Genomic DNA, 22,732 nt, shown 5'->3' on the forward strand with positions numbered 1-22,732 from the left:
CACTATGCAAGTTATAGAAACCGCAATTCCTGAGATCAAAATTCTCGAACCACGTTTGTTTGGTGATGAGCGGGGATTTTTTATGGAAACCTTTCGTGATGATTGGTTTCGACAGCATTGTGCTGATGTGCAATTTGTACAGGATAATCACAGTCGTTCTTCTCAAGGGATCTTAAGAGGACTTCATTATCAGACACAGCAAACGCAAGGAAAATTGGTGCGAGTTGTGGCGGGCGAAGTGTATGACGTGGCTGTTGATGTTAGAAGAGATTCACCAACATTCGGTCAGTGGGTGGGGGTCTACCTTAGCGAGCAGAATAAGCGCCAGTTATGGGTTCCTGCTGGATTTGCGCATGGGTTTTATGTTACCAGCCAATTCGCAGAATTTGTTTATAAATGTACAAATTATTATCACCCCGAGTCTGAGGTCAGCATCAAATATGATGACCCGTCATTACAGATCGACTGGCCTCTTCTTGATGGGGTAGCAGTCTCACTGTCTGCGAAGGACCGTGACGGTGTATTGTTTGCTGAGGCGCCAAGCCTCTGATTGTTGAGATGCAAATATGTTTGTAGTTATCGGTAAGCAAGGGCAATTGGCTCAGGAACTAGCAGCACGCTTGAACGACAGGGCTATCTGCCTGGGCCGCAATGAGATTGATCTCACCAGCATGCGAGGCATTGAGGAAGCGTTGGCTGGGTGCTCTGTCGATGCGATTATCAATGCCTCGGCCTACACTGCGGTAGATCGGGCGGAAAGTGAGGCGGATTTAGCCTATTTGATCAATCAAACCGCCGTGGGCAATCTGGCGCGCTATGCTAAAGCGCATTCTGTTCACTTGGTGCATGTTTCTACCGATTATGTCTTCTCAGGGCAAAAGGGCAGTCCTTATTTGCCAACAGATGAACTCGCCCCTTTAGGGGTTTATGGGGCTAGCAAGGCTGCGGGTGAAAAAGAATTGCATGCCGTCATACCAGAAGGTGGCTGTATTCTGCGTACCAGTTGGGTGTACTCAAGGTTTGGTAACAATTTTGTCAAAACCATGCTGCGCTTGATGCAGGAGCGGGACGCGCTCTCTGTCGTTGATGACCAAATCGGTTCCCCAACAGAAGCATCAGGTTTAGCGCGGGCTTGTATTGAAGCGGCGGAAAGAAAGTTGTCGGGGGTTTATCACTACACGGATGAAGGCGTTGCAAGTTGGTATGATTTTGCCAATGCCATTCAGGATATTGCTCTGGAATATCGCATTTTACATAAGCGAATTCCTATTACTCCTATTCCGAGCGCTGCTTTCCCTACGCCGGCAAAACGGCCCAATTATAGTGTGCTTGATAAGCAGTCCTTGCGTGCCACATTCACAGGATTGTGTGGGCGTCATTGGCGGGAGCCGCTAAGAGATTTGCTTATCACTTTGGCTGACAAGCCCTGACGAATTGATAGCTTTTGTTTGAGACGAAGGCCCAACGAGGTAGAAAAAATGACAAGACGTATGTTGGTTACTGGGGGGGCTGGTTTTATCGGTGCCAATTTTGTGCATTACTGGCTGTCCAGACACCCACAAGATAGCGTTGTGGTATTAGATGCGTTAACTTACGCTGGCAACGAACAAAATTTGGCCTTGGTTAGTGGCGAGCCTGGGTTTAAATTTGTCAAAGGTGATATTTGTGACACGGCTTTGGTCGAAACCTTACTGAAGAAAGAGGCAATTAATACTGTTGTACACTTTGCCGCGGAATCTCATGTGGACAGATCTATCAGCGGGCCTGATGCCTTTATTGAAACCAATATTCTTGGTACTTATAGTCTGCTGAAGGCATCTAAAAAGGTATGGATAGACGAACCCAAGGCCGCGGGTAAAGAAATACTCACACATAGGTTTCATCATGTAAGCACGGATGAGGTGTATGGTAGCCTTGGACCTGAAGATCCCGCCTTTACTGAAACTACAGCATATGCGCCTAATTCGCCTTATTCAGCCAGTAAAGCCGCCAGCGATCACTTGGTCCGGGCTTATCACCACACCTACGGATTGGACGTGACGACCAGCAATTGCTCGAATAACTATGGTCCTTTCCACTTTCCTGAAAAGTTAATTCCATTGATTATTACCAATATTCTGCATGACCAGCCTTTACCTGTGTACGGCGATGGCAAACAAATCAGGGACTGGTTGTATGTTGAAGATCATGCACGGGGCATTGAGCTTGTTCTTGATAAAGGGCGCGTTGGTGAAAACTACAATATTGGCGGGCACAATGAGTGGGCCAATATCGACATCGTTCAGCTTCTGTGTCAATTGATGAATCAAGCCTTCTCTTCACGCCCCGAGTTGGCAGCCCGTTACCCCTTAGCGACGCTGGCGGCGCAAGGGCGCAGTGAAGAACTGATTCGGTACGTTACTGACCGGCCTGGGCATGATCGCCGGTATGCCATTGACGCGACAAAAACAGGTCAGGAACTCGGCTATAAACCGCAGGAGAGCTTTGCCTCAGGCATAGAGAAAACACTTAACTGGTATCTGGACAATCAATCTTGGTGGGCGCCGCTGAGAGGCTAATTTTTTTGCTCAGCAAAGAGGGTCTTTGCTGAGCATTATCTTTATTGGTGGGCAGTTAAGCGTGTCGCGTTACTTAACGATAAACTTCTGAGTCACCTTTCGTCCTTCTGTCTGATCTAAGTTTTCTGCTAGATATAATTGATCAACAGCCATTTCAACTGTTTCACCATTTACCTCAACTGATACTTGAACAGGGAAAGATACTGATAAGCGGCTTAGCACTTTTTCCCCTGATGTATAATCAACCGAGGTGGCAGCTTTCAATTCTGGGCTGCCTTCACAATGCAACTTAGTCAATACCGAGCCTGGCTGTTGGCGAGACAACTCCGTTTGTACATCCTGTGCGATGAACTGTTTGGGGTCGTCGCCTCTACCTATCAGGTGGATGATTTCTTTCACCTCGTCAGCACACTCAAAACCGGTAATCAACGGGGCCGTCTGTGGGGCCGCCCAGGAAGACCAGGATACAGTTAAAACTAACAATGCGACGTTTGCTTGGTATTTCATCATATTCCTCTTAAGCAATATCTCTGGCTACAGCCTTTGTTCAGGGTTAAAAATTGGTTGATAGCTCGTCGAATCTTTTGCGCTGAAGTTCATCTGTCAGGGCTTCCGCTTCATCAGGCGAGCTTAGTACATAAGGGATAACCATTATCATCAGTTCAGTGCGTTTTCTATCCTCGTCGTCGTTGCGGAACAACTTACCCAGCAGGGGAAGCTTGCTTAAATAGGGAACGCCTGAGTCGGTTACCGAGGCGGTTGAGCGAATAAGTCCCCCCAGCAAGACTGAGCCGCCATCCCGCAGAGACACCGTGGTGCTTATTTTCCGCTTGGAAACCGTGGGCGAGTCTATTTCACTGGTGGCATTGCCCAATGCCTCACTTAGTTCCTGGTTTATTTCAATGTCCACAAACCCTGTGGCATGTACGGTGGGGCGAACTTCCATCAATATGCCGGTGTTACGATAAGATATGTTCTGAATAATCGGCGCATCGGAGTTGGTGGTGGATTGGCTGTTTGATGTCAAAACCGGTATCTCGTCGCCAACTTCTATTTTTGCTTCCCCGCCACTTTTAACCATAATACGTGGGCGGGCACGAATAGAGGTATTCTGGTTTTTATAGAATGCACTTAATACGGCACGTGTAATACCTGCACTGTTCAGTGTTAGGTTCAGACCGGTATTGTTAATATCCAGTAAACTGTTTGGTGTGCCACTGACACTGGTATTGGCGGCTTTGCGGATCCAATCTATACCGGTTTGCTCTGTATCATCAAGTTTTACCTCGGCCAGAATAATTTCGACCATGACAGATGGTGCAGGTTTGTCTAAGCTTTTGATAATAGGGAGAATTTGCAGCCAGTCTTTGCCGCTTCCGCTATACAGTATGGTATTCAAATGCTCGTCTACCGCATACTTTCCTTTGGCGTCATCATTTGATATTGCGTTGCTTTGGCTGCTTCGTTGCGATGGCTGCGAATTACCGGATGACGAAGTGCCAAGCGAAGAACTTTCCTTTGCTGCTGCTCTGTAGCTGGCCACGCCCAGATTGTTTAATACATTCACAATGTGACTGGCTTGAGTACTCTGAACCTGATAGCTAAACAAGCCACTTTCTACCGTACTGTGGCGCTCCTTTTCCAGGGTTTTGGCCCAGTCGATGACATGGTTTAATACATCGGCAGAGCGGGCAAAAATAACTAACTGGCCAGATGAACTGAGGGGCAGAAGGCGTATCGCCGAGGCGCCATCGCCAATCCGTACTGAGTAGCCTTGACCGAGTAGCACTTTTTCTAAATCCTTGGCCAAATCATCAACAGTAGATATGTCAGGACGTATTACCCGGCTGTACATGCCATCCATAGTTGGTCTGTCGAGTAATTTAGTGGCCGCCAGTGCTTGTTCAACAATTCTTGAACTGCCTTGCAGTATCAGTGCGTTTCTGGCTGGGTCTTCTTTTACTGTCAATTCCTTGTTCGGAAACATCTGGGTTAGCCAAGAGCGCACCATTGGTGTGGTAGTGGCGACCAGTGGGTGTATGTAGAACACAGGTCGACTGGTGGCCGGTACTTCGGGCAGAGCTCTGCCGCTCACCAGCAAAGGTTGTTCGTTAGACGTTGCATTAGATGAAAAGTCAAACACCAGAACATTATCTCTGACATAGGTAAATACACCGTAAGTTCTCAGTGTTGTGATGGCTAGATTATACAGTTCTTTTTGGCTGACCTGTGAGGTTATCCGCATAGTTACCAGATCTGCGGCATTGCTCACACTGGGTTCAACGATAAAATTTAAACCTAATTGATTGCCAAATACTTCATTGATAAAAGTGCCCACTGGCATGTTGTTAAATGCAAGCCGACTGACTGGTTGCTCAGTTAGCCCCGGAATGACATATTCCTTTGCCTGCTCCTCAGCCAGCTCAGGGCTGAGATGCGGCGCATCAAATATTTCCATTCCTGGGCGCAGACTGGTTTCGCTTTTACTTAGTGTCGTCGCTTGATCCTGGACGGGCGTCTTGGGGTCCCTTAATGGTGTCGAGAATATTTCGTCGTCTTGTTGTGCAACCTGATAAGCCGGTCCTTTTAACGTAGCGCATGACGCCAGACTCCCCAAGGTTAGGGTAACCAGCAGGGCTTTATGAATACGGTTAAACAAATAGTTATTCTTGTTTTGCATAGTAATACTTTTTCTCACTTACCTGGCTCACTCTCGATTTTTCCACTGTTCGAAGGCTCGAACAGGTACTGAGTTTGTAATTCACCTGTGTTCTGCTGTTGCCAAACGACGTAATCTCTGCCGATTTCTGCAAGAGACCAGTCAGGCAACCAATGCTCCCCTACAGTTAAGGTTACTGGCATGTTCTGCCCAGGGAGCTTAAACATTGCACTCTGAGGCGTATCAGCCACTAAAGCAATGAGTTTACCGTCTGCTAAGGTAAGTGGCATCTCTGCCACTTTGGATGTGCTGTCAGGTTCTACAATTGGTGGGGAAAACTGTGAAATCCCTGTGACCGCGTCTTTCCACTGGTAGTGAAGACGACCTTTTTCACTTTCAAGAATGGATAGATCCGCTCTGGTATTTAATGCAACCTGCTGCAAGTTTCCAACCCAAGCTAACATGGAGCACGAGAACAATATAAAACCGGCCATGAAGGCGATACGATTATTCATGTTCTTGATACCTGTACAATAAATCGATCACCATATTGAGCGTATTAGACGCCTTGGGTGAATATTGGAATGAGGCTATGCGTCGATGACCCACACTGGCATCGAAAAGTGAGAGTACGTCAACAAAATCCTGGTCAGAAAGCTGGCCGGAAATGTCAATTCGCACTGACCAGTAGTGTTGCTTTTCAGCTTCTATTGTTTCTGCACCGATTAGGTTTAAACGTTTACGGATAAGCTTTTTACCAATTAAGTCCTCGGCGTCAGCCAACGCTTTAGCTTCCGCAACGCTACCCGATACAGCAGTAGGTATTTCTTTATTAAGTTGAGCAAGATGTTGTTGACTGTTGCTTAGCAGTTCCTCGTTAAAAGGGCTGTTTGCTGACTCTGTTAACCGGGCTAAAAGTCGCTGTTGAGTGTTTAAATCCTCTTTTTGATTTCCAATCTGGTCAATCAATGCTTTACCAGCAGAGAGAATCAATATCCATACAACCAGCAATAGCAGCCATTGCAGTCGTGGAGTCCGTTTCAGTTCATTGGTTAACTTGTTGCTGTCCAAATTGGGCTTTTTCACCTTTGTTTTGCCTCAATAATCCAGGCCCCGCCAGAAGAAAATGGGCGAATACTAACACTTTGCAATTCCGGGATGGTTTCTAAATCAGTAATCAGTTGGGCAATATCGATATTCTCTCCTTGTAATTCAAGCTCCATGGCTTTGTTTTGCCATCTGATTTGATTGACTTTCCAACTGCCTTGTTTATTTATTTTTTCCGCAACCAAGCCTAGCGTTTCTGGTAACTGGCCATGAATGTTGAGCCACTCGTTTATGAGCTGCACTTGCTGCTGTTGTTCTCTTAAGGCGGTCTGTTGGACTATTCGCTCGCCAGACAATTCACTGAGTCTTTCACTTTCTTGTTTGGTACTATGCTCTTGCATGCTCAGTGTCAGAAAACTTATAGCGAACCAAAGGATAAAACAGAGTAATGTGAAACCACCTATGACAAGCCAGGTCAGGGGGCTAACTAGTGTTTTCTTTAACTTTACCTCAGTTGCCCAGGGTTTATTTGTTTCAATCGCCACTGATTCCTGTGCATGACTTTTCTCATCGACTATTTCGCAAGAAACTAAGACAGCATTGTGCCAAGTTTGTTCATAGGTAAATCGTTGCCCTTTGATCACAAAATCGCCATCGGGAAGTGCTGTTTGCAAGGCCGTTTCAGGAATGCCTGAGAATGCCTGATTTGAAAACCAAATATGCAAGCCAGCAGGGCTAATATGTGAGTAGTGAAAGCCGTTAACAAAAGGGCATAGCGTTTTAATCTGGAGGCTTGTCCAGTTCTCTAACTCACTCTGTTTGAGTTGTTTTGGACGAGGACGAAAAACATAGATCATCCAATTTTCCGAGTCGCACTGATATTCTGGAGGCCATATCCACGAGCTGACGCGAGGCAAAATTGCGTCAAGCCACGTGTTAATCGAATAGGGAGTTTGCTGTTGGATCAAGCTAATTTCACTTCAATTCTAAAATCGCTGTGGTGTAATATACGCGATTAAGGTCAATAGGTTAATCGCTTCTTCGCATGGATATATGCGGTTAGCATCTACGCAAAATCACAAAAACGTGGGAGGCTGGCAAGAGTTTGGCAAGCCATATCTATAAAGATGCTGTCCATTTGGATGCACAATTATCCACTTATCTGATCGAAAAGATGTCCTTGAGTCATGAGGATATCCAAAAGGCCCAGGCAACGGCTTCTGAACTTAAGTGTTCATTGGGCGATGCGGTGTCCCGACTGGGTTTTTGTGGCGAAGATTCGTTATGGGAAGGGATTGCCAGTGTGACAGGGTTACCCCTTGTTTCAACGGTTGGTCAATGCCCTCAATCTCATCAGGTGCTTTCCACTAGTCTAATTTTGGGTATCAGCATTGATTGGTGCATGGACCATCAGGTTTTCGTATCGGCTTATGAATCTACCTTGGATTTGTACTGTGTTGATATTACCGATAAGTTCGCTCTGGGTGTGTTAGGTAATATTGCCACAAATTACCAAATTAACCTTCACTTGATGACGCCAGCTATGGCGGCGAGTTTGTCTGATGACCTTTCGCGAGAGCGAGCTGTTTCAGAATTGTTCGGCAGAAATAGTACAGATATAGCGGCACTGGCCGAAGAGGCTCCGGTTATCAATTTGGTGAACAGCATTATAGAGCGTGCTATTCAGGCCGAAGCCTCTGATATTCACATCGAGGCAGGCAGTCAATCTATGCTGGTAAGGTTCAGGGTTGATGGGCGCATGATCGAGTTTATGCAACAGCCTATGACGCGTTTCGCGGCTATTGCATCACGTATCAAGCTGATGTCGCATTTAGACATCGCGGAACGACGTCTTCCACAAGATGGTCGATTTACCACTCGTGCCAACAAGCGTGAATTTGACGTGCGGGTTTCTACCGCGCCCGATGTTCATGGTGAATCGATTGTTATGCGCTTACTGCCTAAAAAACGCGATGAACTCTCCTTGGACGGTCTTGGATTTGAATCCGATCATTTGGCGCTAATGCGTCAATGGGGCGCACTGAGCAACGGTATTGTGTTGGTTACCGGACCCACGGGGTCGGGGAAATCTACCACGCTTTACGGGCTACTGGCTGATATTCGCACCGGTCATGAAAAAATTGTGACGGTGGAAGACCCTGTGGAGTATCAGGTCGAGGGCATCACTCAGGTTCAGGCCCGACCAGATATCGGTTACACTTTTGCCAAAGCACTGAGAACCTTTTTACGCCAGGATCCCGATGTGATTATGGTGGGGGAAATTCGTGACAAAGAAACGGCAGATATTGCCGTGCAGGCCTCCTTAACCGGTCACCTGGTATTATCAACATTACACACTAATGATGCCTGTTCGGTATTCCCTCGGCTGTCTGATATTGGCGTAGAGCCATATTTAGTGGCGGCCACTATACAAGGGGTGCAGGCCCAGCGATTGGTGCGTAAGCTGTGCAGTGAATGCAGTGAACCCACAGATGCGCCTACTTTTATCCGCCATATGGGGGAACTGCAAGGCAACTGGCGTAAGCCTGTTGGCTGCCATGCATGTCAGGGGCGCGGTTATCGCGGCCGCATTGGCGTTTATGAGCTGGTACCTGTTACTCCGGAAATGCGAGAACTCATAACCTCCAGATCGCCGGTCAGCGAGATAAGGGAGTTGGCGAGAAAAGCAGGCTGTCGAACCTTGATGGAAGATGGTTTGCTTAAAGCGTCTCGCGGCATCACCAGTGTGGATGAAGTTCTGCGGGTGTGTAGTCAGGGTGAATCTGATTCATGAAGTTTCGCTATCAGGGAATCGAAATCGCGACAGAACAGCGCGTTGAAGGTGAAATAGACGCCGTAAGCTATGCCGAGGCCATTCGACAACTAGCGGATAGGCGTATCGAAGCCTTTGCCCTTGAGGAATATACCAAGCCTACCAAGCACGGGCGAAAGGTTAAAGTATCGGATTTGGTTTTGCCGCTGCAAGAACTGGCAACACTGACACGATCCGGTGTCGCTCTGATTGATGCAGTGAAGGCACTGGCACAAAACGAAGAACACCCGAACCTGGCAAGAGGATTCGCCGCCATAGCCAGCAGAATCGAAGGTGGAGATACGCTCTCTTCCGCAATTTTGGAGTCCGGATTACCTTTTCCTGAATACGTCGCGCATTTGGTCAGTGCGGGTGAGGCAGGGGGGCAATTGGCTGGGGCGCTATCGGACGCGTCTGCACAAATGAATTATGAGCAGTCGGTAAAAAGTGATATCCAAAGTGCATTGACATATCCATTGGTGCTGATTGGCTCAGGCTTGGTTGCCATGTTGATTATCTTTTTCGCCGTTGTACCGAAATTCAGCCATATGCTCGATGGTGACAAGGAATTACCTACTTTGGCCTTTTTGGTGTTGTCGGCTGGTCGTTCAGCAAATGAGTCTCCCCTGCTGCTGTTTGGTTTTGTGGGTGCTTTGGTTTTGCTGATTGTACTTGTCCTTGGCAACCCCAAAGTAAGACGGGCTTTGATGGACCGAATTATAGACTTACCTGTTATTGGTCCATGGTTGGCCGAACAAGATGCCGCACGCTGGGCGTCACTTTGTGCGGCTATGTTACTGGCCCGGGTAAATCTGCTTACGGCGTTAAAGCTATCTGCTGCGTCATGTGCATATACCAAGCGTCGCAAACGCGCGTTAGCCATGATCCAGGATGTGCAGGATGGGGTAGCCTTTACCGAGGCCTTGAGCCGTTCCAGATTGGTACCCGGTACCTCTTTGAATTTAGTGGCGGTTGGCGATAAAACCGGTCAGTTGGCCGAGATGTTAAAGGCGGTCGCCGCGTTGCATGACACGTCATGCAAGCGACGAATGAAGCAGGTTCTCACCTTGATGGAACCCATTGCCATTTTAATTGTCGGCGTATTAATTGGCGTGATGATATTGGGTATTGTTTTGGCTATTACGGCCTCAACAGATATTGCTATTTAATTATGGGGAGTACAAATGAGTCAAAATAAACAGCGTGGGTTCACCATGATTGAATTGCTGGTGGTGCTGGTTATTCTCGGATTGTTGGCAGGCCTGGTTGGCCCGCAGTTTTTTGGCAAGGTAGACAGTTCTAAAGTACGTACAGCAGAGACTCAGGTGAAAATGCTGAAAATGGCGTTGCAGACGTATCGTTTGGATGTTGGAAGTTATCCAGCCAAACTAGCGGACCTGAGAAGTGCCCCGGCCAATGCTAAAGGCTACTGGGCCGGTCCGTATCTGGACGATGACATTCCATTGGACCCTTGGGGCAATTCCTACCAGTACCGACTCGATAGCGCCGCTGAGCAGGGGTTTTACCTATACAGTCTCGGCGCTGATGGTGTTGAAGGAGGCGAAGAGCTTAATGCCGAAGTTGGTTACTTCCCTGCGAAATAGCCTGGGTTTTACCATGATCGAGTTGCTGGTGACCTTGGTGCTGCTCGGCTTGATTGTCGCTGTTGTGGCGCCGGGGATGGAAGCCTGGTTGATGGCTCGCGAAGCTGCTGCTCAGCGTGCGATGGTCGCCGGTAAACTCATGTTGTTGCCTCTAGAGGCTAATCGCAGCGGCCAGACTATCCGCATTAACAGTGCCACAGACCTTGGACTCGATGATGTGGCATTGCAATTTGAACCTGCCATCGAAATAAACAGCAATGGGTATTGTCGTGGCGGGGCTTTTACCCTGACACAAGGGCAGCGCGACTATCACTTTGATGTGCTGCCTCCATTTTGTGAAGTGAAGCAACGTGACATCAACTCCTAAGGGGTTTTCCCTCATCGAGGCACTGGTTGCATTGGTCATATTGTCTCTGGTGTTTAGTGCGGTATGGGGATGGTTTGGCACTGCTGCAACCTCAACTGTCAGAATTCAGCATGCGACTTCGTTGCCAAATCTGTTTAACCAGTTCACCCAGTATTTGGAACTAGAGGACTTGCGCCAAACGCGCACGGGAAGTTACCTGATCGGTAACTATCAAGTGGACTGGCAGGCGTCTGTTGCCAAGCAATCATCCACGGAAATTCACCGCCGGCAACCCGCGTGGATTGTTGCCCTGTTTGATGTGCAGGCCGATGTTCTAAAAGATGGCAGAGCCGTCTCGACCTTTTCTACCCAAGTGGTTAAACAGTGGCGTGACCCCAATTATATCGAGCCCCTAATGTCCCAGGACCAATAAATGCAATGGGTTATGTTTGACAGATTGAAGTTGCTACGCAGCCAATATCCTACCCTGCGGTCTGTTAATCAGGGCGGATTTACCTTGATAGAAATGCTGGTTGTGTTGGTCATTTTGGCGATGACCACAACCTTGCTGGCCCAGGGACTTGCCACCACCTGGCGCAATTTTGAGAAAATGGATGCAAAGATATTGGTTCAATCCAGTGCAGATTTACCGGTAGTCTGGTTTCAACAGAGCATTCGCGGGGCTGTGCTTTACCATCCCTACATCGCCAATGCCAAAGGACTGAAAAACTCATTTGAGTTTGTCAGTTCTGCACTACCTGATGACAGTGCGCATATTCCCCAGGGCATGTCCTGGCAGATAGTGGCTGACAATAACTACTGGTATCTGCAGTGGCTGAATCAAAACAACCCACAACTTGCCGTAGAGATTCAACGATTCGATCAGTCTGCCCATTTTGAATATCTGGTTGAAGATAGCTGGCAATCGGAATTCTTACCTGATACAGCAGTGCTTCCACGAGCGGTTAGAATTGTTAATGGGGACATTGTCTGGGCGATGGCCGTAATCGGTCGTCCGCAAATTGCGGATATGCCTCCGGAACTTCAGGCCTTTGGCATCTATGAGTTTGGAGGCTGAGATGATGGTTCGGGACCGGCAACAAGGAGCGGCATTGCTGGCAGTGTTGATTGTGTCTGTTGTATTGGTGACTTTGTTGGGGGCTTCGTCTGTATTGCTCAATAGTCGTTTGCAGATTGCTGAAGCATCTAAAGCGAGAATGGCAGCCGACGCCAAAGCGTACGCCAAAATCAATCAACTTATCTATTTGCTGTCAACGCAGCGTCGCACTGTGGCTGGGGTAAGCCAGGGAATAGCTACAAAGACCGCTCAGACCAATGAAGACGGTCTGTATCTGCAGCCCATCGCCGGGGACGAACTTCGTACCGACGGATTTTTATACCAAGAGCAGGACATAGAATTTTCTATTCAGAATGAGGATGGCCTGCTACCTATTAATTCATCTTTCCAATATTGGTTAAAACTCTGGCTAAAAAATACCGGTTACAGTCTCAGTGAACAAAGCTATTTTGCCGACAGACTCGCAGACTACGCGGACGGTGACGATTGGCAACGCCCGGCTGGGGCGGAAAAGGCCACTTATCTGCTGCAAGATAAGATGTTACCTATGAATTTTTTATTACAGCAATGCTCAGAATTAGCGCAGGTGTCAATGTGGGATGCTTTGGTGACAAATCATCCGCAGATCCTGGCACATTGCAGTTTGCGTCGCAGTCCGCGACTGAATATCAACGCCATCCCGATATCATTGTGGCAAAAACTCTGGCCTGGCTCAGTACAAAGGTTAACCGAAGCAAGAGCGCGAGGTCGCTGGCTGATAACCTATCAGGACAGTTATTTAATTGAACCTGCACTGGCCCTGATCCCCGAAGAATATTATTCGCCACTGGGTGGTGAACGCTATATTTTAAGCGTGACAGCAAAAGGTAACACACAAAAAATCAGTGTTGAAATTGGTGAAAAAAATAACCGTCCTTTTACGCGGCGGACTATTTATTAATCAGTCAGATAATTGATGCAATTTATCCGCACTTATGAATCCGCATAACCTATGAGATTTATTACAGAATTTATCACTTTGTTGCATTGATAATTATATTTGCTGATAAATTAAGCAAGTGGCTGAAAAGCCTGTAAACAAAAGGCCAGTGCCATTGTAGTTCGGGCAAATTTACACTATAGTTGCGCCTTCGGTGGGGGCATGCTAAAACTTACCTCGTCAGCTCAATCGGTAAGTTAGTGTTAATACTGATAAAACTACACTTTAAAAGAGTTGATTACTACAATCTGGTGTTGTAGCTTATTGGGGGTAGTCTGGTGAGTGGTCACCGAGGACTTGTTGGCACATCGCCACGACTAACAAAAAACTATAGTTACTCTTGCAGGAGTTTTTAAATGTTAAACAAGAAAATCCTAGCTGTTGCTGTTGCTTCAGCTTTCACTATGAGCGCTCAAGCTGCTATTACGCTGACGGATACAACAGCGGACCTGGTGACTTACGCTACTGAAACTTTTACCTCAACTGATCTGAATGCTGACGGCTTGTTGCCTGTAGATGGTACCGCTCTTGATGTGGTTACCAACTTGGGCTTTACCGTTGCAGCTGGTACGTCTAAGTACGTCCGTATCGACCTGTCTGCAGGTGAATTCGCTGCAGTTCCAGCTTTGGCCGGTGTTAACGTTGATGCTGGTGTTTCATCAGGTGGTGATGGCGAATCTTTCGTTATTTTTGAAATTACTGGTGATAACGGTGGTACACCGGTTGAATTGCCTGCGGCTACTGTAGTTACTTTGTCGGCTGCAGATTATGCTATTTCTACTACAGCAACTAACACTGTAACTTATGCTCTGTATGAGTCTGCTGCTAATGCTGTTAACCAAACAGCCGGTACAGCTCTGTCTACTCGTTCAGAAGCTATGACTAGCACTGCTTCTGCCAGCACTGGTACTTTCACTGTACCTGGCGAAGTAACTGCAACTGTTGGTTCTAAGTTCCTGAAGTTTGTTGACCCAGCTGATTCAAGCAAGACTGTTACCGAAATCGCTGTTGGTGCTGTTGATGCATCTAAACTGCTGAAAACTGGTACTTTCTTGACTCCTGCTGGTGCAGCTGTTGTTGTGGGTGATCTGTACACCACGCCTCAGGATATCACCTTTGCTGGTGACTTCAGCTTCGGTACTTGGACTACTGACTCTGCCGCTGACTGTTCTAACGCCGGTACTGCGGTAACCCTGAACAGTACTAAGACTGCTGCCACTGCTGCTAACGTAGCCCTGGGCGCTGTTTCTTACCTGTGTGTAGACAACGGTACTAAGAAGCAGACTATGAACAAAGGTTCTTACAGCGCAACTCTGTCTGCTAAGCCTAAGTTGACTAACACTGTTGGTAAGATCGTATACAACACTACTACTGTTGAAGTACCTTACGTGACTACGTTCTCTGCTTACAACCAGCGCGTATACATCGTGAACAACGGTGTGGTTCCAGCTACTTACAGCATGACCTTCACATCTGAAAACGGTGTTGTTGCTACTGCTTTGGGTGCTTCTAGCGGTTCTGTACCTGCTGGTGAAATGGTAGCTCTGAAAGTGACTGACCTGGTAGATATCGCTGGTAAGACTCGTACTTCTGCTATCATCGAAATCGAAGCTGAAGACGAAGACGTAATGGTAAGCAGCCAGACTGTTAACCTGTCTACTGGTGGTACTGACACTGTAGTACACAACTAAGCATCAGCTTGTTGTAAAAAGCCTTCGCTAAGCGAAGGCTTTTTTTTTGAGTGAGGTTTTGTTTTAAGAAGGAAAGTCATGTCTGTGATTCGACCTGCGGCCCTATCGGCGATACTCTGTGCCCTGAATGCCTTTGCGGCGCCTTTTGAACTGGGCAAATCTGCCAGTTTGTTTTATGCCCTGGAAACTGTCTCTGCCCAGCAAACCGAAAACATTCTGATTTCTAGTGCCGGGGATACGCTTAATGTAAAGTTTCCAGCCGGCTTTTCTTTATCCTCTGATCAGCGTTATGTTCGCATTGATCTAGTTAACGGCCAGTTTGCCGCGGCACTGCCAGCCGCGGGTTTAGCCGCGTCAGCAGACTACACCTCATTGCTGAGTGCTGGAGGCGCTGTAGGCGATAATTTCGCTATAGTGCAAGTTTCCGCTGCCGTGCCCAAGGGACCTGAAACGCCGTTAGTCTTGCCATTAACCAGCATTCAGATTGATAGTCCGGCGCAGCCGCTGACCTTTGTTTATACCTTGTTTGACAGTGCGTCTTCCGCGGTAAATAAGGGCCTGTACCTATATCGGGCTCAGGCCGAATTGCTACACTTGCAAAGTGGTTTATCCGAGGCCTTTGCCCAGGGATTTGAGCATAGGGTTGGATTTGGTACGGATTTTGTGAAATTTTCTTCTACCTTTCGCTCTCCGGCGGTCTTTTCGCTGGGAGACAGTGATGGTGATAAGGCCTCATTGGCTAAGTTCAGAGCGGATCTGTTGATTCAGCCCAATGCTCGAAAGGTTAGTGACTCCTCAATTATCAGTGATTTTCGTGATCTGCTGAGCAACGTGAATAGCAAAGCGCCCAGTGCTTTGCTTCAAGGGGATTTCTCGGCTGGAAATCTGCACTTAAATGCCGCTGACAATTGTGGCGGAGCAAGTCACGAGTTGAGTGTGCAAGACGGTGCCCGGGAGGCGAAAGTCAGTTTAGATAATCTCATCAGCTTTCCCGTATTATGCATGGATGTGAGTGAGAATCGTGAAAGAATAGTACGATCTGAATACCGCTTGAACCTGGGATTGGGCGCTGATGCGGCTTATTTCGGTCGGGTGCGATACGATGGCGCCAGAGTTGACTTACCTTATATCAGTGGATTTGGCGAATACCGACAACGTATCACCTTGGTGAATCACACCGGATATAACGTCAGGTATATCACTGAATTCTTCGCTGAACAGGCTGTTCAGGGAAATTTTGAACCTGGGTCACTTAGTCAGGGAGTTATCCCAGCTAAAAGTGCACTGAAACTGGATGCTACCGACTTAGTTAGCATTGCCTCCGGCGTGCCAACCAGAGTGAGTGCCAGGATCCTGTTGGATGCCTTACCAGAAGATGTTTCAGCTTCTGTTCAGATTGTTGCTGTGCGCAGCGGGCAGCCACCAATGACTAATGTTCTACAAATCTTGTCTAACTAAAAGGCTTTTTAGTAAGGTAACGACATTGAGTTAGAGAAGGGGAATGCGTTGGCCTGACTTCGGGTGAGCGGGTTCCCTTTTATCGATATTAAGGTTCTGAAATGAATGACAGGTTGGATGACCTGAGGGCGCTCATCGCCAAAGGGAAATATAAAAAGGCACTTCCGCTTCTCAAAAAGTTTAATCAAAAATCGCAACAACTCAGTTATGAAAGTCTGGAGATGGAAGCGGGATGTTTATTTTTTGAAGGGCAATATCGTTTATCCAGAATAAAAACACAACAGGCCTTGCGACTGGCCACACTGCCCGAACAAAAAATAGCGTGCCTTGGGAATATGGCGAAGGCATCAGAAAAGGCTGGTGACAAGAAAGACGCCTTGCAATGTCTTTGTGAATTAGTAAAGCAAGACCCTGGGGGGCAATATCTCGAGCCGCGTTTAGTCGCGCTCCAACTGGCTTATCAGTTGCAAGAGTGGGAGATCATCAAACAGATTGGCCCATCCTTGGTGAAGTTTACGGCGTTCGCTACACCCTCTTTACTGATAATGGCGCAAGCCGCCATATCGCAAGGTGAATCTACGCTCGCTCTCAAACATCTGGACACTATTGCACGACAGATTCGGATGAATGAGCAACATATCATCAAGCCAGATGAAGTTATTTCGTTGTTCACCTGCTATAAAGCCTTGTCTGCTTACACCGCTATGGAAGAATTGTTAGAAAAGCTCAAACCCGCTTTTGAGCAAAGCGACTGGTTCCGGCTATTGGTGCATGGCTTATCTGCAGAGTCGACGGGTGTAAGTTCATCGTCTGCAACCACAGCCGAAAAAATCGGCAACGGACAGCCTCCGATTATTAGAGGCAACAATGCCGGCGCAATAAAGGCCCTGACATCCCTAAGTCGAACAATGCTGCAACTAGGCGCGAGGTTCCATTCTGCCTTAGTGTTTGAGGTGGACGGTGATGACATCTGTGTCAAACTGAGCCAATCAGAGGCGATTGGGGGGATAGGGATGGACATTCCGCTCAAATGCTTGCCCGTTCTCTCTGACTATCGCTTCTACTTGTCTTCAGAATATAACCTCAATTTCTCCCTCAGCAAGCACCCCTTGAATGAGGCAGCAAAGCCGATTATGCAGTGTTTGGTTGAGCTATATAACGCCTGCAACAAACTGGTTTCATGGCGAAAAAGCTATCCTTTGTTCTCTCTGACAGGTATTCGGCCCGTATTTGACAAGTTACTGCAGGCACGCTGTGATGCCGAATATTATCAGGCTTGTTATGCTGACTCGGCTGACGCCATTGATGAACAGGTCTTAATTAGCAGCTTCTTCAACTCAAGAATACTCCAATTGGATAGCGGCCTTATTCGGAATTCAGGTGGAAAGCCTAAACACTCAACAGAGCTGGTATTTATCCCCATGATTGAGTTGATTAACCATAAAATGGGCGCGCCAGGTTTCTTGTTAGATAGGTCCAGACTATGCATTCAAACCAAGTATGAACCCGGTGCAGAAGGTGACGAACTGTTTGTACAGTACAATTTGGATGATCCTGTCGTCACCCTCTTGAGGTATGGTTTTTTCGATGCTTCAGTTTCTTGGATTTATACCGTACCTTTGGTGCTCAACACTACAACCGGACTCACCCTTGTTGTACACAATCAAGTAAAACAAGCTGGCAGTAATGTTGTACCTGAACATCTGAGAGACATTCCCGAGCATTACCCTGCAATTCTTGTGCGTGAAGGTTCTGATGTATACTTGAGCAAGCTTGTTATTCCTGGAAAATCGCAGATCAATGCCTTGCCTCGAGTGATTGCCGAGGTGCTCAAATCTGTTGATGTCGAGCACAATTTTCAAAACACCGAGATTCTAAATGCGGAAGTGGAATATCTCATGAGTCAGCTCTTGGATGCTAATCAGCAATACTGGCAAGACCTGGATGTTTGTATTAAACAACAGCAAACTAGTTCCAATAGAATTCCGGAAGCGACTTTTGAGATACTTAGTAAGCTATGTGAGTTTTGCTCAGATCATCTTGCTTCTTATGTGGCTAATTCAGGCTATGCGCGATAATTCGCTAAAGTGCATCCCTGTTGTAACTGAATAAACACCGTGATTGAAAACATAACCCTTATTACCGGTATCCCAAGATCGGGCACCACTTTATGCTGTAACCTGTTGAATCAGCGTGATGATGCGGTTGCATTACACGAACCCATCAACCCATCAAGACTTGCTGGCGGCGTGAGTGCAGGCAGGGCAGGGATGGAAATTGAAAGCATTATCCTGCAGTTACGTGAGGACATTGCTGCAGGGCGCCCATTTGAGAATGGCGACAAAGCCGGCCTCTCCATTGATAATCCTGTGGGCCTATCTACGAAAGATGGAAAAAGGCAGGTCGTTGCTCAAAGGGGCCTTGTTTCCATTCCACCCAGAGAGAATCAGCATTTTCGCTTGATCGTAAAACAGAATGCACTGTTTACCTCATTGCTGACGCAGCTAGAAGTGCGTTTTCCTATTGTTGCCATAGTCAGAAACCCTGTAGATGTTTTGCTCTCCTGGATGACAGTTGACCTGCCAGTGAATCGAGGACGGGTACCCGCCGGTGAACGGTTTAGTGATTTTCTTCGAAATACGCTTTTACGCACTGATAGTGTTTTTCAGCGCCAATTGATTATTTATACCTGGTTTATGCAGCAGTTTATTGAACATGAATTGTCTATAGTGCGCTACGAGGATGTGGTTGCTAGTGCTGGCACTGTACTGGATGAAGCGCTGGGTTTTCAGGCGTTAAACCGCTCTCCTTTGAATTATCAAAACAGACAATTTGCGCCAGCGTTACTTGATGAGTTGCAGAGTAATCTGACTGAGATAACAAAACTCTCTCGGTTTGGTTTGTATAGTGAGGCAGAAATAGCGCGCGCGATGACATCGGCCATTGGGGCCGGGGAGTAATATGTCAAATACAACAAACGCTCCTCAACCTTTCTACCTGTGCAGCGGGTTTCACCGCAGTGGTACTTCCATGATTGCCCAGTGTCTTGCCAAAGGGGGCATGCACATGGGCAATGAGTTAATGGGCGCGAGTTTCAGTAATCCACTCGGCCATTTAGAAGATATGCCAGCAGTCAGATTACACGACAAATTATTTGAGATTAATGGCACAAACTGGCAGTACTGTGATGACAGCCCATTGATCAAACCAAACTGGCTGCAAAACTATCTGAAACGTTATATTCAGGCACGCAACCAGAGCGGCGGGATACAAGGGGTTAAAGACCCAAGAGCCCTTTACTTCCTTAAAGATTGGCAAGTGGCTGGACAACAGTCAATACGATACATTTTCATCTACCGGCATTGGGCTAGTGCAGGACAATCGCTGCTCAATCGTGCGAGCAGACATTTAGTCAACAGTGTTGCACCCATTGCTGCCAATCGACTCAATTACCGCTTTTGGCAAGAACCTGAACTGGCCTTCCAAATGTGGTTATCCAGCAATAAGCGCATGCTGGATTTTTATGCCGCACATCAGGACAAATGCGTGTTGATTGCACAGGAGGGCTTTGCAAAGGGACAGTTTGATGCACAGCCACTGGCTGACAAGCTGGCATTGCCAGTTCAGTGTTTGACGCCCAGCGAGTTCAAAACTGAGCTGATGACCTCGAAGGTGGATCCTGCCGCGTTGGCCTTGATTAGTGCGGAACTTCGTGAGCAATTGGAGCACGTCTGGGCACGGCTGCAAAGTCTTGCCGATGTGTCTGCACCTGAGATGCGTTCACTTTCGTCGAATCATACCTCGACTGGACGAGCTGAAACTGCAATAGCTAAGGCTGACAAAGCGGCCAGGCCGGCATTCCAGCTAGAGGGATTAAATTGGGCTGAGCTGTTGGGCTTTTTGCCCCGGATACCCGAACGTTTGCTTGAGCAGGATGTATTTAATAGCGCATTTGGTAGACCATTCGGTTCAGTAGAACAGTATTTGTCGCTAGCGAAGGTGACTCACCGGGCTGGTTTCTATGCGTTGACCAAACTGGCCAAGTTAAGAGCGATGCATGTGCAGGCCGGCCATTGGCGGATTAAAGAGTGGTCATTGTTTGCAGACGAATGTGACGCTTGGTTTGAACAGGATGACCAATCCATGGCGCAGTTGATTCCTTTCTCGCTGCGGCCCATGCATGAACGGCAACAAGGTACCTTGCCGTTAATTGACGCCTTGCCTGATATAGATGAGCAAACCTTGCTTACCAGAATGGCCAAGTTGGCCATTCCTGCGGCAAGAAAGGCCATTGAAGCGACATTGCTATACAAAGCACTGACCACGCCTGCGCAATATCAGCAATTATCTCAATTAGCCTTGAGAGTGAGAGCTTACACCTTGGCGGAGTTTGCCATCATTAAGGCATTGCGTTTGCACTATCACGTCGATTATTTGGTTGGCCTTGGAGACATTTATCACCAGCAGAAGTTACTTGTGAAGGCTTTTCAGGTGTATGAAGAAGCTAATTCTCTGAGTCCGCAGCAGGTGGCTATTCAAGTGCGTTTGGCCCAGGTTTGCAGTGCTCTGGGAGATATCGACCGCTTTAATGTTTATCGGGAGAGGGCTATACAACTGGCTCCTGAACACCCCTTGGTTAAAAAGTGGATGTCAGATGAATATTCCGCCGTGGGCGAGAAAAAAGCCGATAACCTATACGCCGACATGATCAGTATGCTGAGCTACGAGGCGCAGAGTTATGAAGACATCGTGAAAATTTCGCAAATGGATGAAAGCGAAGGCTTGACGCTGGATTTACATAATCTGCGAGTTAGTTTCTTACTCAGAGACAACCAAGCCTGGCTTGAAGAAGCAAGCCTTGGCTTATCGGTGGCGGCGACGGCGCACTTGCGCAGCAGTATCTACCGGCAATGGAAAAAACTCTGGCCCACACCATTGTTGAATAGCTATCTGGGATTGGAGGTTGAAGACGTGTCCTTTACCCAGAATGATCTGGCCAAGTCGTCGGAGACATTGCCAAGGATCGCGCTTTATATCGATACCAGCGATCCAATCAGGCTCCAAGCACTGTTGTCATTGGTTGATTGTCGTCAGGCATTGTTTGATCTGTATATTCTCACCACGTCGGATAATCAAACTGAGATTGAACGGTTGTGTGCTGACTGGCCAGGTAAAACGCATATTTGGTCAGCATCCCCAGAGGTTTCTGAGCCGCAGGAGTGGTTGGCATTTTGTCTACAACATGAGGCAAATTATCCGGCCATCGTAAAGTTACATACACACACTAATGCGCCCAGTGGGCAAATATGCAATCGGCTTTTAGGTCAGTGGTATGGTTTGCTGGGAACCGACGAAACCGTACAAAAGGCATTACGCTTATTTGGTCAACATGCACAGGCCGCATTGCTGGTTCCACCTTATCTTCCAGAGGATGCGGCAGAGTTACGCCAAAATGCTTGGTTTACCTCGTATCAGCAAAAATGCGTGAGTTTGGGGCTGCCTATGCCTTCTGACTTGGTTGTCGTCCCGACCGAACGCATGTTCTGGTATGCACCAACTGCCCTGGCTAGGCTGGAACTTGATAAGGCGCTAGCGCTAAATGAAGACTTTTATAAATTGTTGCCCAGTGTGTTAGAGCATGTTGGCTACAAAACCCAGTCTATTCATCTGTTGTAGAGGCTTTGTTTAATACCTGCAGCCAGGTCTTTGGGGATTCTCCCGCGAGTGCAAAATACATTCGGGCGTACAGCCTGGCGAGGCGCTCGCCAAGAGTACGCTTGGTGAACGGGGCAGCAAAGACGGTTTCTGATGGAATGAAATGGCGATGAATATCCAAAAAGCGAAAAATCTTGGTTAGGCTTTGGTCATGCTCATTCTGCAGTTCTTCCTGGCTCATTATCAGAATTTGTGAGGCGGGTATAATATTGAACATTGCCTGTAACTGTCGGCCATAACGTCCTCTGTCCAGGTAAGATTGAGTGCGAAGCGGTGAGTTAAATGACCAGTCTTTTTTACGTCTGGCCAGATGAAGACGCAATGGTTCGAGCAAAAAAGCACTTAACATACGGCGGGTTTCCTTGCCCGTGCGTTTTGACATTTTGTAGTGCGACACGGCGCGCTCGACTGGGTCTCGCAGCATCAGAATGAACTTCGCATCAGGATTGTATTGATAACAATTTTGCAGAAAGCTGGGATCATAAATCGTGATGGGGGTGGCATCACAAATAATGGGTTGTCCGCCATAGCCTTGGGTACGTCGTTGGTATTGACTGCGCGCGAAGTCGAGTGGGTTGGCGTGGGTCGCATAATCCGGATGATCAAATATATGTGCTTCTTTTCCTCTCACCAGGAAAACGGCTGGGTGCTGTTGCAAAAAGCTGGCGAGTGCTGTTGTGCCTGCTTTTTGAACGCCAATGATATGTAAATTAACCAATTTCACGCGTTGTTTGGTGTCTTGCAAAAAGGCGGATACCATAGCCCGTCAGACTCAAATTGTCACC

The 22,732-nt window shown here is 47.5% G+C and carries 21 protein-coding genes; 15 read left to right on the forward strand and 6 right to left on the reverse strand.

The window, feature by feature from the left end; genetic code table 11:
• The first annotated feature begins 4 nt into the window (after positions 1-4).
• The 3 genes from rfbC to rfbB are packed head-to-tail and all read left to right on the forward strand — an operon-like array spanning position 5 to position 2,558.
• Positions 5-550 (forward strand): dTDP-4-dehydrorhamnose 3,5-epimerase, encoded by a 546-nt coding sequence (gene rfbC / locus J0A65_RS11160; protein WP_206594260.1) that lies wholly within the window; start codon positions 5-7, stop codon positions 548-550.
• Between the two features lie 16 nt (positions 551-566).
• Entirely contained in the window at positions 567-1,430 is an 864-nt protein-coding gene (rfbD, locus tag J0A65_RS11165; RefSeq protein WP_206594261.1) for a dTDP-4-dehydrorhamnose reductase, read from the forward strand.
• Positions 1,431-1,478: 48 nt separating this feature from the next.
• The gene (gene rfbB / locus J0A65_RS11170) at positions 1,479-2,558 is read left to right on the forward strand and encodes a dTDP-glucose 4,6-dehydratase (RefSeq protein ID WP_206594262.1); all 1,080 of its coding nucleotides are present in this window, start codon (positions 1,479-1,481) and stop codon (positions 2,556-2,558) included.
• Between the two features lie 69 nt (positions 2,559-2,627).
• On the opposite strand, the gene J0A65_RS11175 is transcribed toward rfbB, so the two are convergent.
• The 5 genes from J0A65_RS11175 to J0A65_RS11195 are packed head-to-tail and all read right to left on the reverse strand — an operon-like array spanning position 2,628 to position 7,121.
• Positions 2,628-3,065, reverse strand: a complete 438-nt coding sequence (locus J0A65_RS11175; RefSeq protein ID WP_206594263.1) for a hypothetical protein — start codon at positions 3,063-3,065, stop codon at positions 2,628-2,630.
• A 46-nt stretch (positions 3,066-3,111) separates the two neighbouring features.
• Positions 3,112-5,238, reverse strand: coding sequence for a type II secretion system protein GspD (locus J0A65_RS11180; RefSeq protein ID WP_206594264.1), 2,127 nt, complete (start codon positions 5,236-5,238; stop codon positions 3,112-3,114).
• A 14-nt stretch (positions 5,239-5,252) separates the two neighbouring features.
• The gene (locus J0A65_RS11185) at positions 5,253-5,732 is read right to left on the reverse strand and encodes a hypothetical protein (RefSeq protein WP_206594265.1); all 480 of its coding nucleotides are present in this window, start codon (positions 5,730-5,732) and stop codon (positions 5,253-5,255) included.
• Positions 5,725-6,303 (reverse strand): hypothetical protein, encoded by a 579-nt coding sequence (locus J0A65_RS11190; RefSeq protein ID WP_206594266.1) that lies wholly within the window; start codon positions 6,301-6,303, stop codon positions 5,725-5,727. Before J0A65_RS11190 ends, J0A65_RS11185 begins: the two co-directional genes overlap by 8 nt.
• The gene (locus tag J0A65_RS11195; protein WP_206594267.1) at positions 6,300-7,121 is read right to left on the reverse strand and encodes a hypothetical protein; all 822 of its coding nucleotides are present in this window, start codon (positions 7,119-7,121) and stop codon (positions 6,300-6,302) included. Before J0A65_RS11195 ends, J0A65_RS11190 begins: the two co-directional genes overlap by 4 nt.
• 248 nt (positions 7,122-7,369) lie before the next feature.
• Here J0A65_RS11195 and J0A65_RS11200 point away from each other — a divergent pair, with 248 nt between their 5' ends.
• From J0A65_RS11200 to J0A65_RS11255, 12 genes are all read left to right on the forward strand, one after another.
• Positions 7,370-9,058 (forward strand): GspE/PulE family protein, encoded by a 1,689-nt coding sequence (locus J0A65_RS11200; RefSeq protein ID WP_232848617.1) that lies wholly within the window; start codon positions 7,370-7,372, stop codon positions 9,056-9,058.
• A complete protein-coding gene (locus J0A65_RS11205) occupies positions 9,055-10,245 on the forward strand; it encodes a type II secretion system F family protein (protein WP_206594268.1) in 1,191 nt (396 codons plus the stop codon). Before J0A65_RS11200 ends, J0A65_RS11205 begins: the two co-directional genes overlap by 4 nt.
• 15 nt (positions 10,246-10,260) lie before the next feature.
• Complete coding sequence (gspG, locus tag J0A65_RS11210) at positions 10,261-10,680, forward strand: type II secretion system major pseudopilin GspG (RefSeq protein ID WP_206594269.1); 420 nt, start codon at positions 10,261-10,263, stop codon at positions 10,678-10,680.
• Positions 10,649-11,047, forward strand: a complete 399-nt coding sequence (locus J0A65_RS11215) for a prepilin-type N-terminal cleavage/methylation domain-containing protein (protein WP_206594270.1) — start codon at positions 10,649-10,651, stop codon at positions 11,045-11,047. Before gspG ends, J0A65_RS11215 begins: the two co-directional genes overlap by 32 nt.
• The gene (locus J0A65_RS11220; protein WP_206594271.1) at positions 11,031-11,459 is read left to right on the forward strand and encodes a PulJ/GspJ family protein; all 429 of its coding nucleotides are present in this window, start codon (positions 11,031-11,033) and stop codon (positions 11,457-11,459) included. Before J0A65_RS11215 ends, J0A65_RS11220 begins: the two co-directional genes overlap by 17 nt.
• Complete coding sequence (locus tag J0A65_RS11225; RefSeq protein ID WP_206594272.1) at positions 11,460-12,104, forward strand: PulJ/GspJ family protein; 645 nt, start codon at positions 11,460-11,462, stop codon at positions 12,102-12,104.
• Between the two features lies 1 nt (position 12,105).
• Complete coding sequence (locus J0A65_RS11230; protein ID WP_206594273.1) at positions 12,106-13,044, forward strand: hypothetical protein; 939 nt, start codon at positions 12,106-12,108, stop codon at positions 13,042-13,044.
• Between the two features lie 395 nt (positions 13,045-13,439).
• A complete protein-coding gene (locus tag J0A65_RS11235; RefSeq protein WP_206594274.1) occupies positions 13,440-14,774 on the forward strand; it encodes a hypothetical protein in 1,335 nt (444 codons plus the stop codon).
• Between the two features lie 78 nt (positions 14,775-14,852).
• The gene (locus J0A65_RS11240) at positions 14,853-16,232 is read left to right on the forward strand and encodes a hypothetical protein (RefSeq protein WP_206594275.1); all 1,380 of its coding nucleotides are present in this window, start codon (positions 14,853-14,855) and stop codon (positions 16,230-16,232) included.
• A 101-nt stretch (positions 16,233-16,333) separates the two neighbouring features.
• On the forward strand, positions 16,334-18,310 hold the full coding sequence (locus J0A65_RS11245; RefSeq protein WP_206594276.1) for a hypothetical protein: 1,977 nt from the start codon (positions 16,334-16,336) through the stop codon (positions 18,308-18,310).
• A 39-nt stretch (positions 18,311-18,349) separates the two neighbouring features.
• The gene (locus tag J0A65_RS11250; RefSeq protein WP_206594277.1) at positions 18,350-19,192 is read left to right on the forward strand and encodes a sulfotransferase domain-containing protein; all 843 of its coding nucleotides are present in this window, start codon (positions 18,350-18,352) and stop codon (positions 19,190-19,192) included.
• A 1-nt stretch (position 19,193) separates the two neighbouring features.
• Positions 19,194-21,908 (forward strand): hypothetical protein, encoded by a 2,715-nt coding sequence (locus J0A65_RS11255; protein WP_206594278.1) that lies wholly within the window; start codon positions 19,194-19,196, stop codon positions 21,906-21,908.
• Here J0A65_RS11255 and J0A65_RS11260 read toward each other — a convergent pair.
• On the reverse strand, positions 21,892-22,692 hold the full coding sequence (locus J0A65_RS11260; protein WP_206594279.1) for a sulfotransferase family protein: 801 nt from the start codon (positions 22,690-22,692) through the stop codon (positions 21,892-21,894). The two genes, J0A65_RS11255 and J0A65_RS11260, sit on opposite strands and share 17 nt — an antisense overlap.
• Between the last annotated feature and the right edge of the window lie 40 nt (positions 22,693-22,732).

The organism is Bowmanella yangjiangensis (genome assembly GCF_017255015.1).
Classification (GTDB): domain Bacteria; phylum Pseudomonadota; class Gammaproteobacteria; order Enterobacterales; family Alteromonadaceae; genus Bowmanella; species Bowmanella yangjiangensis.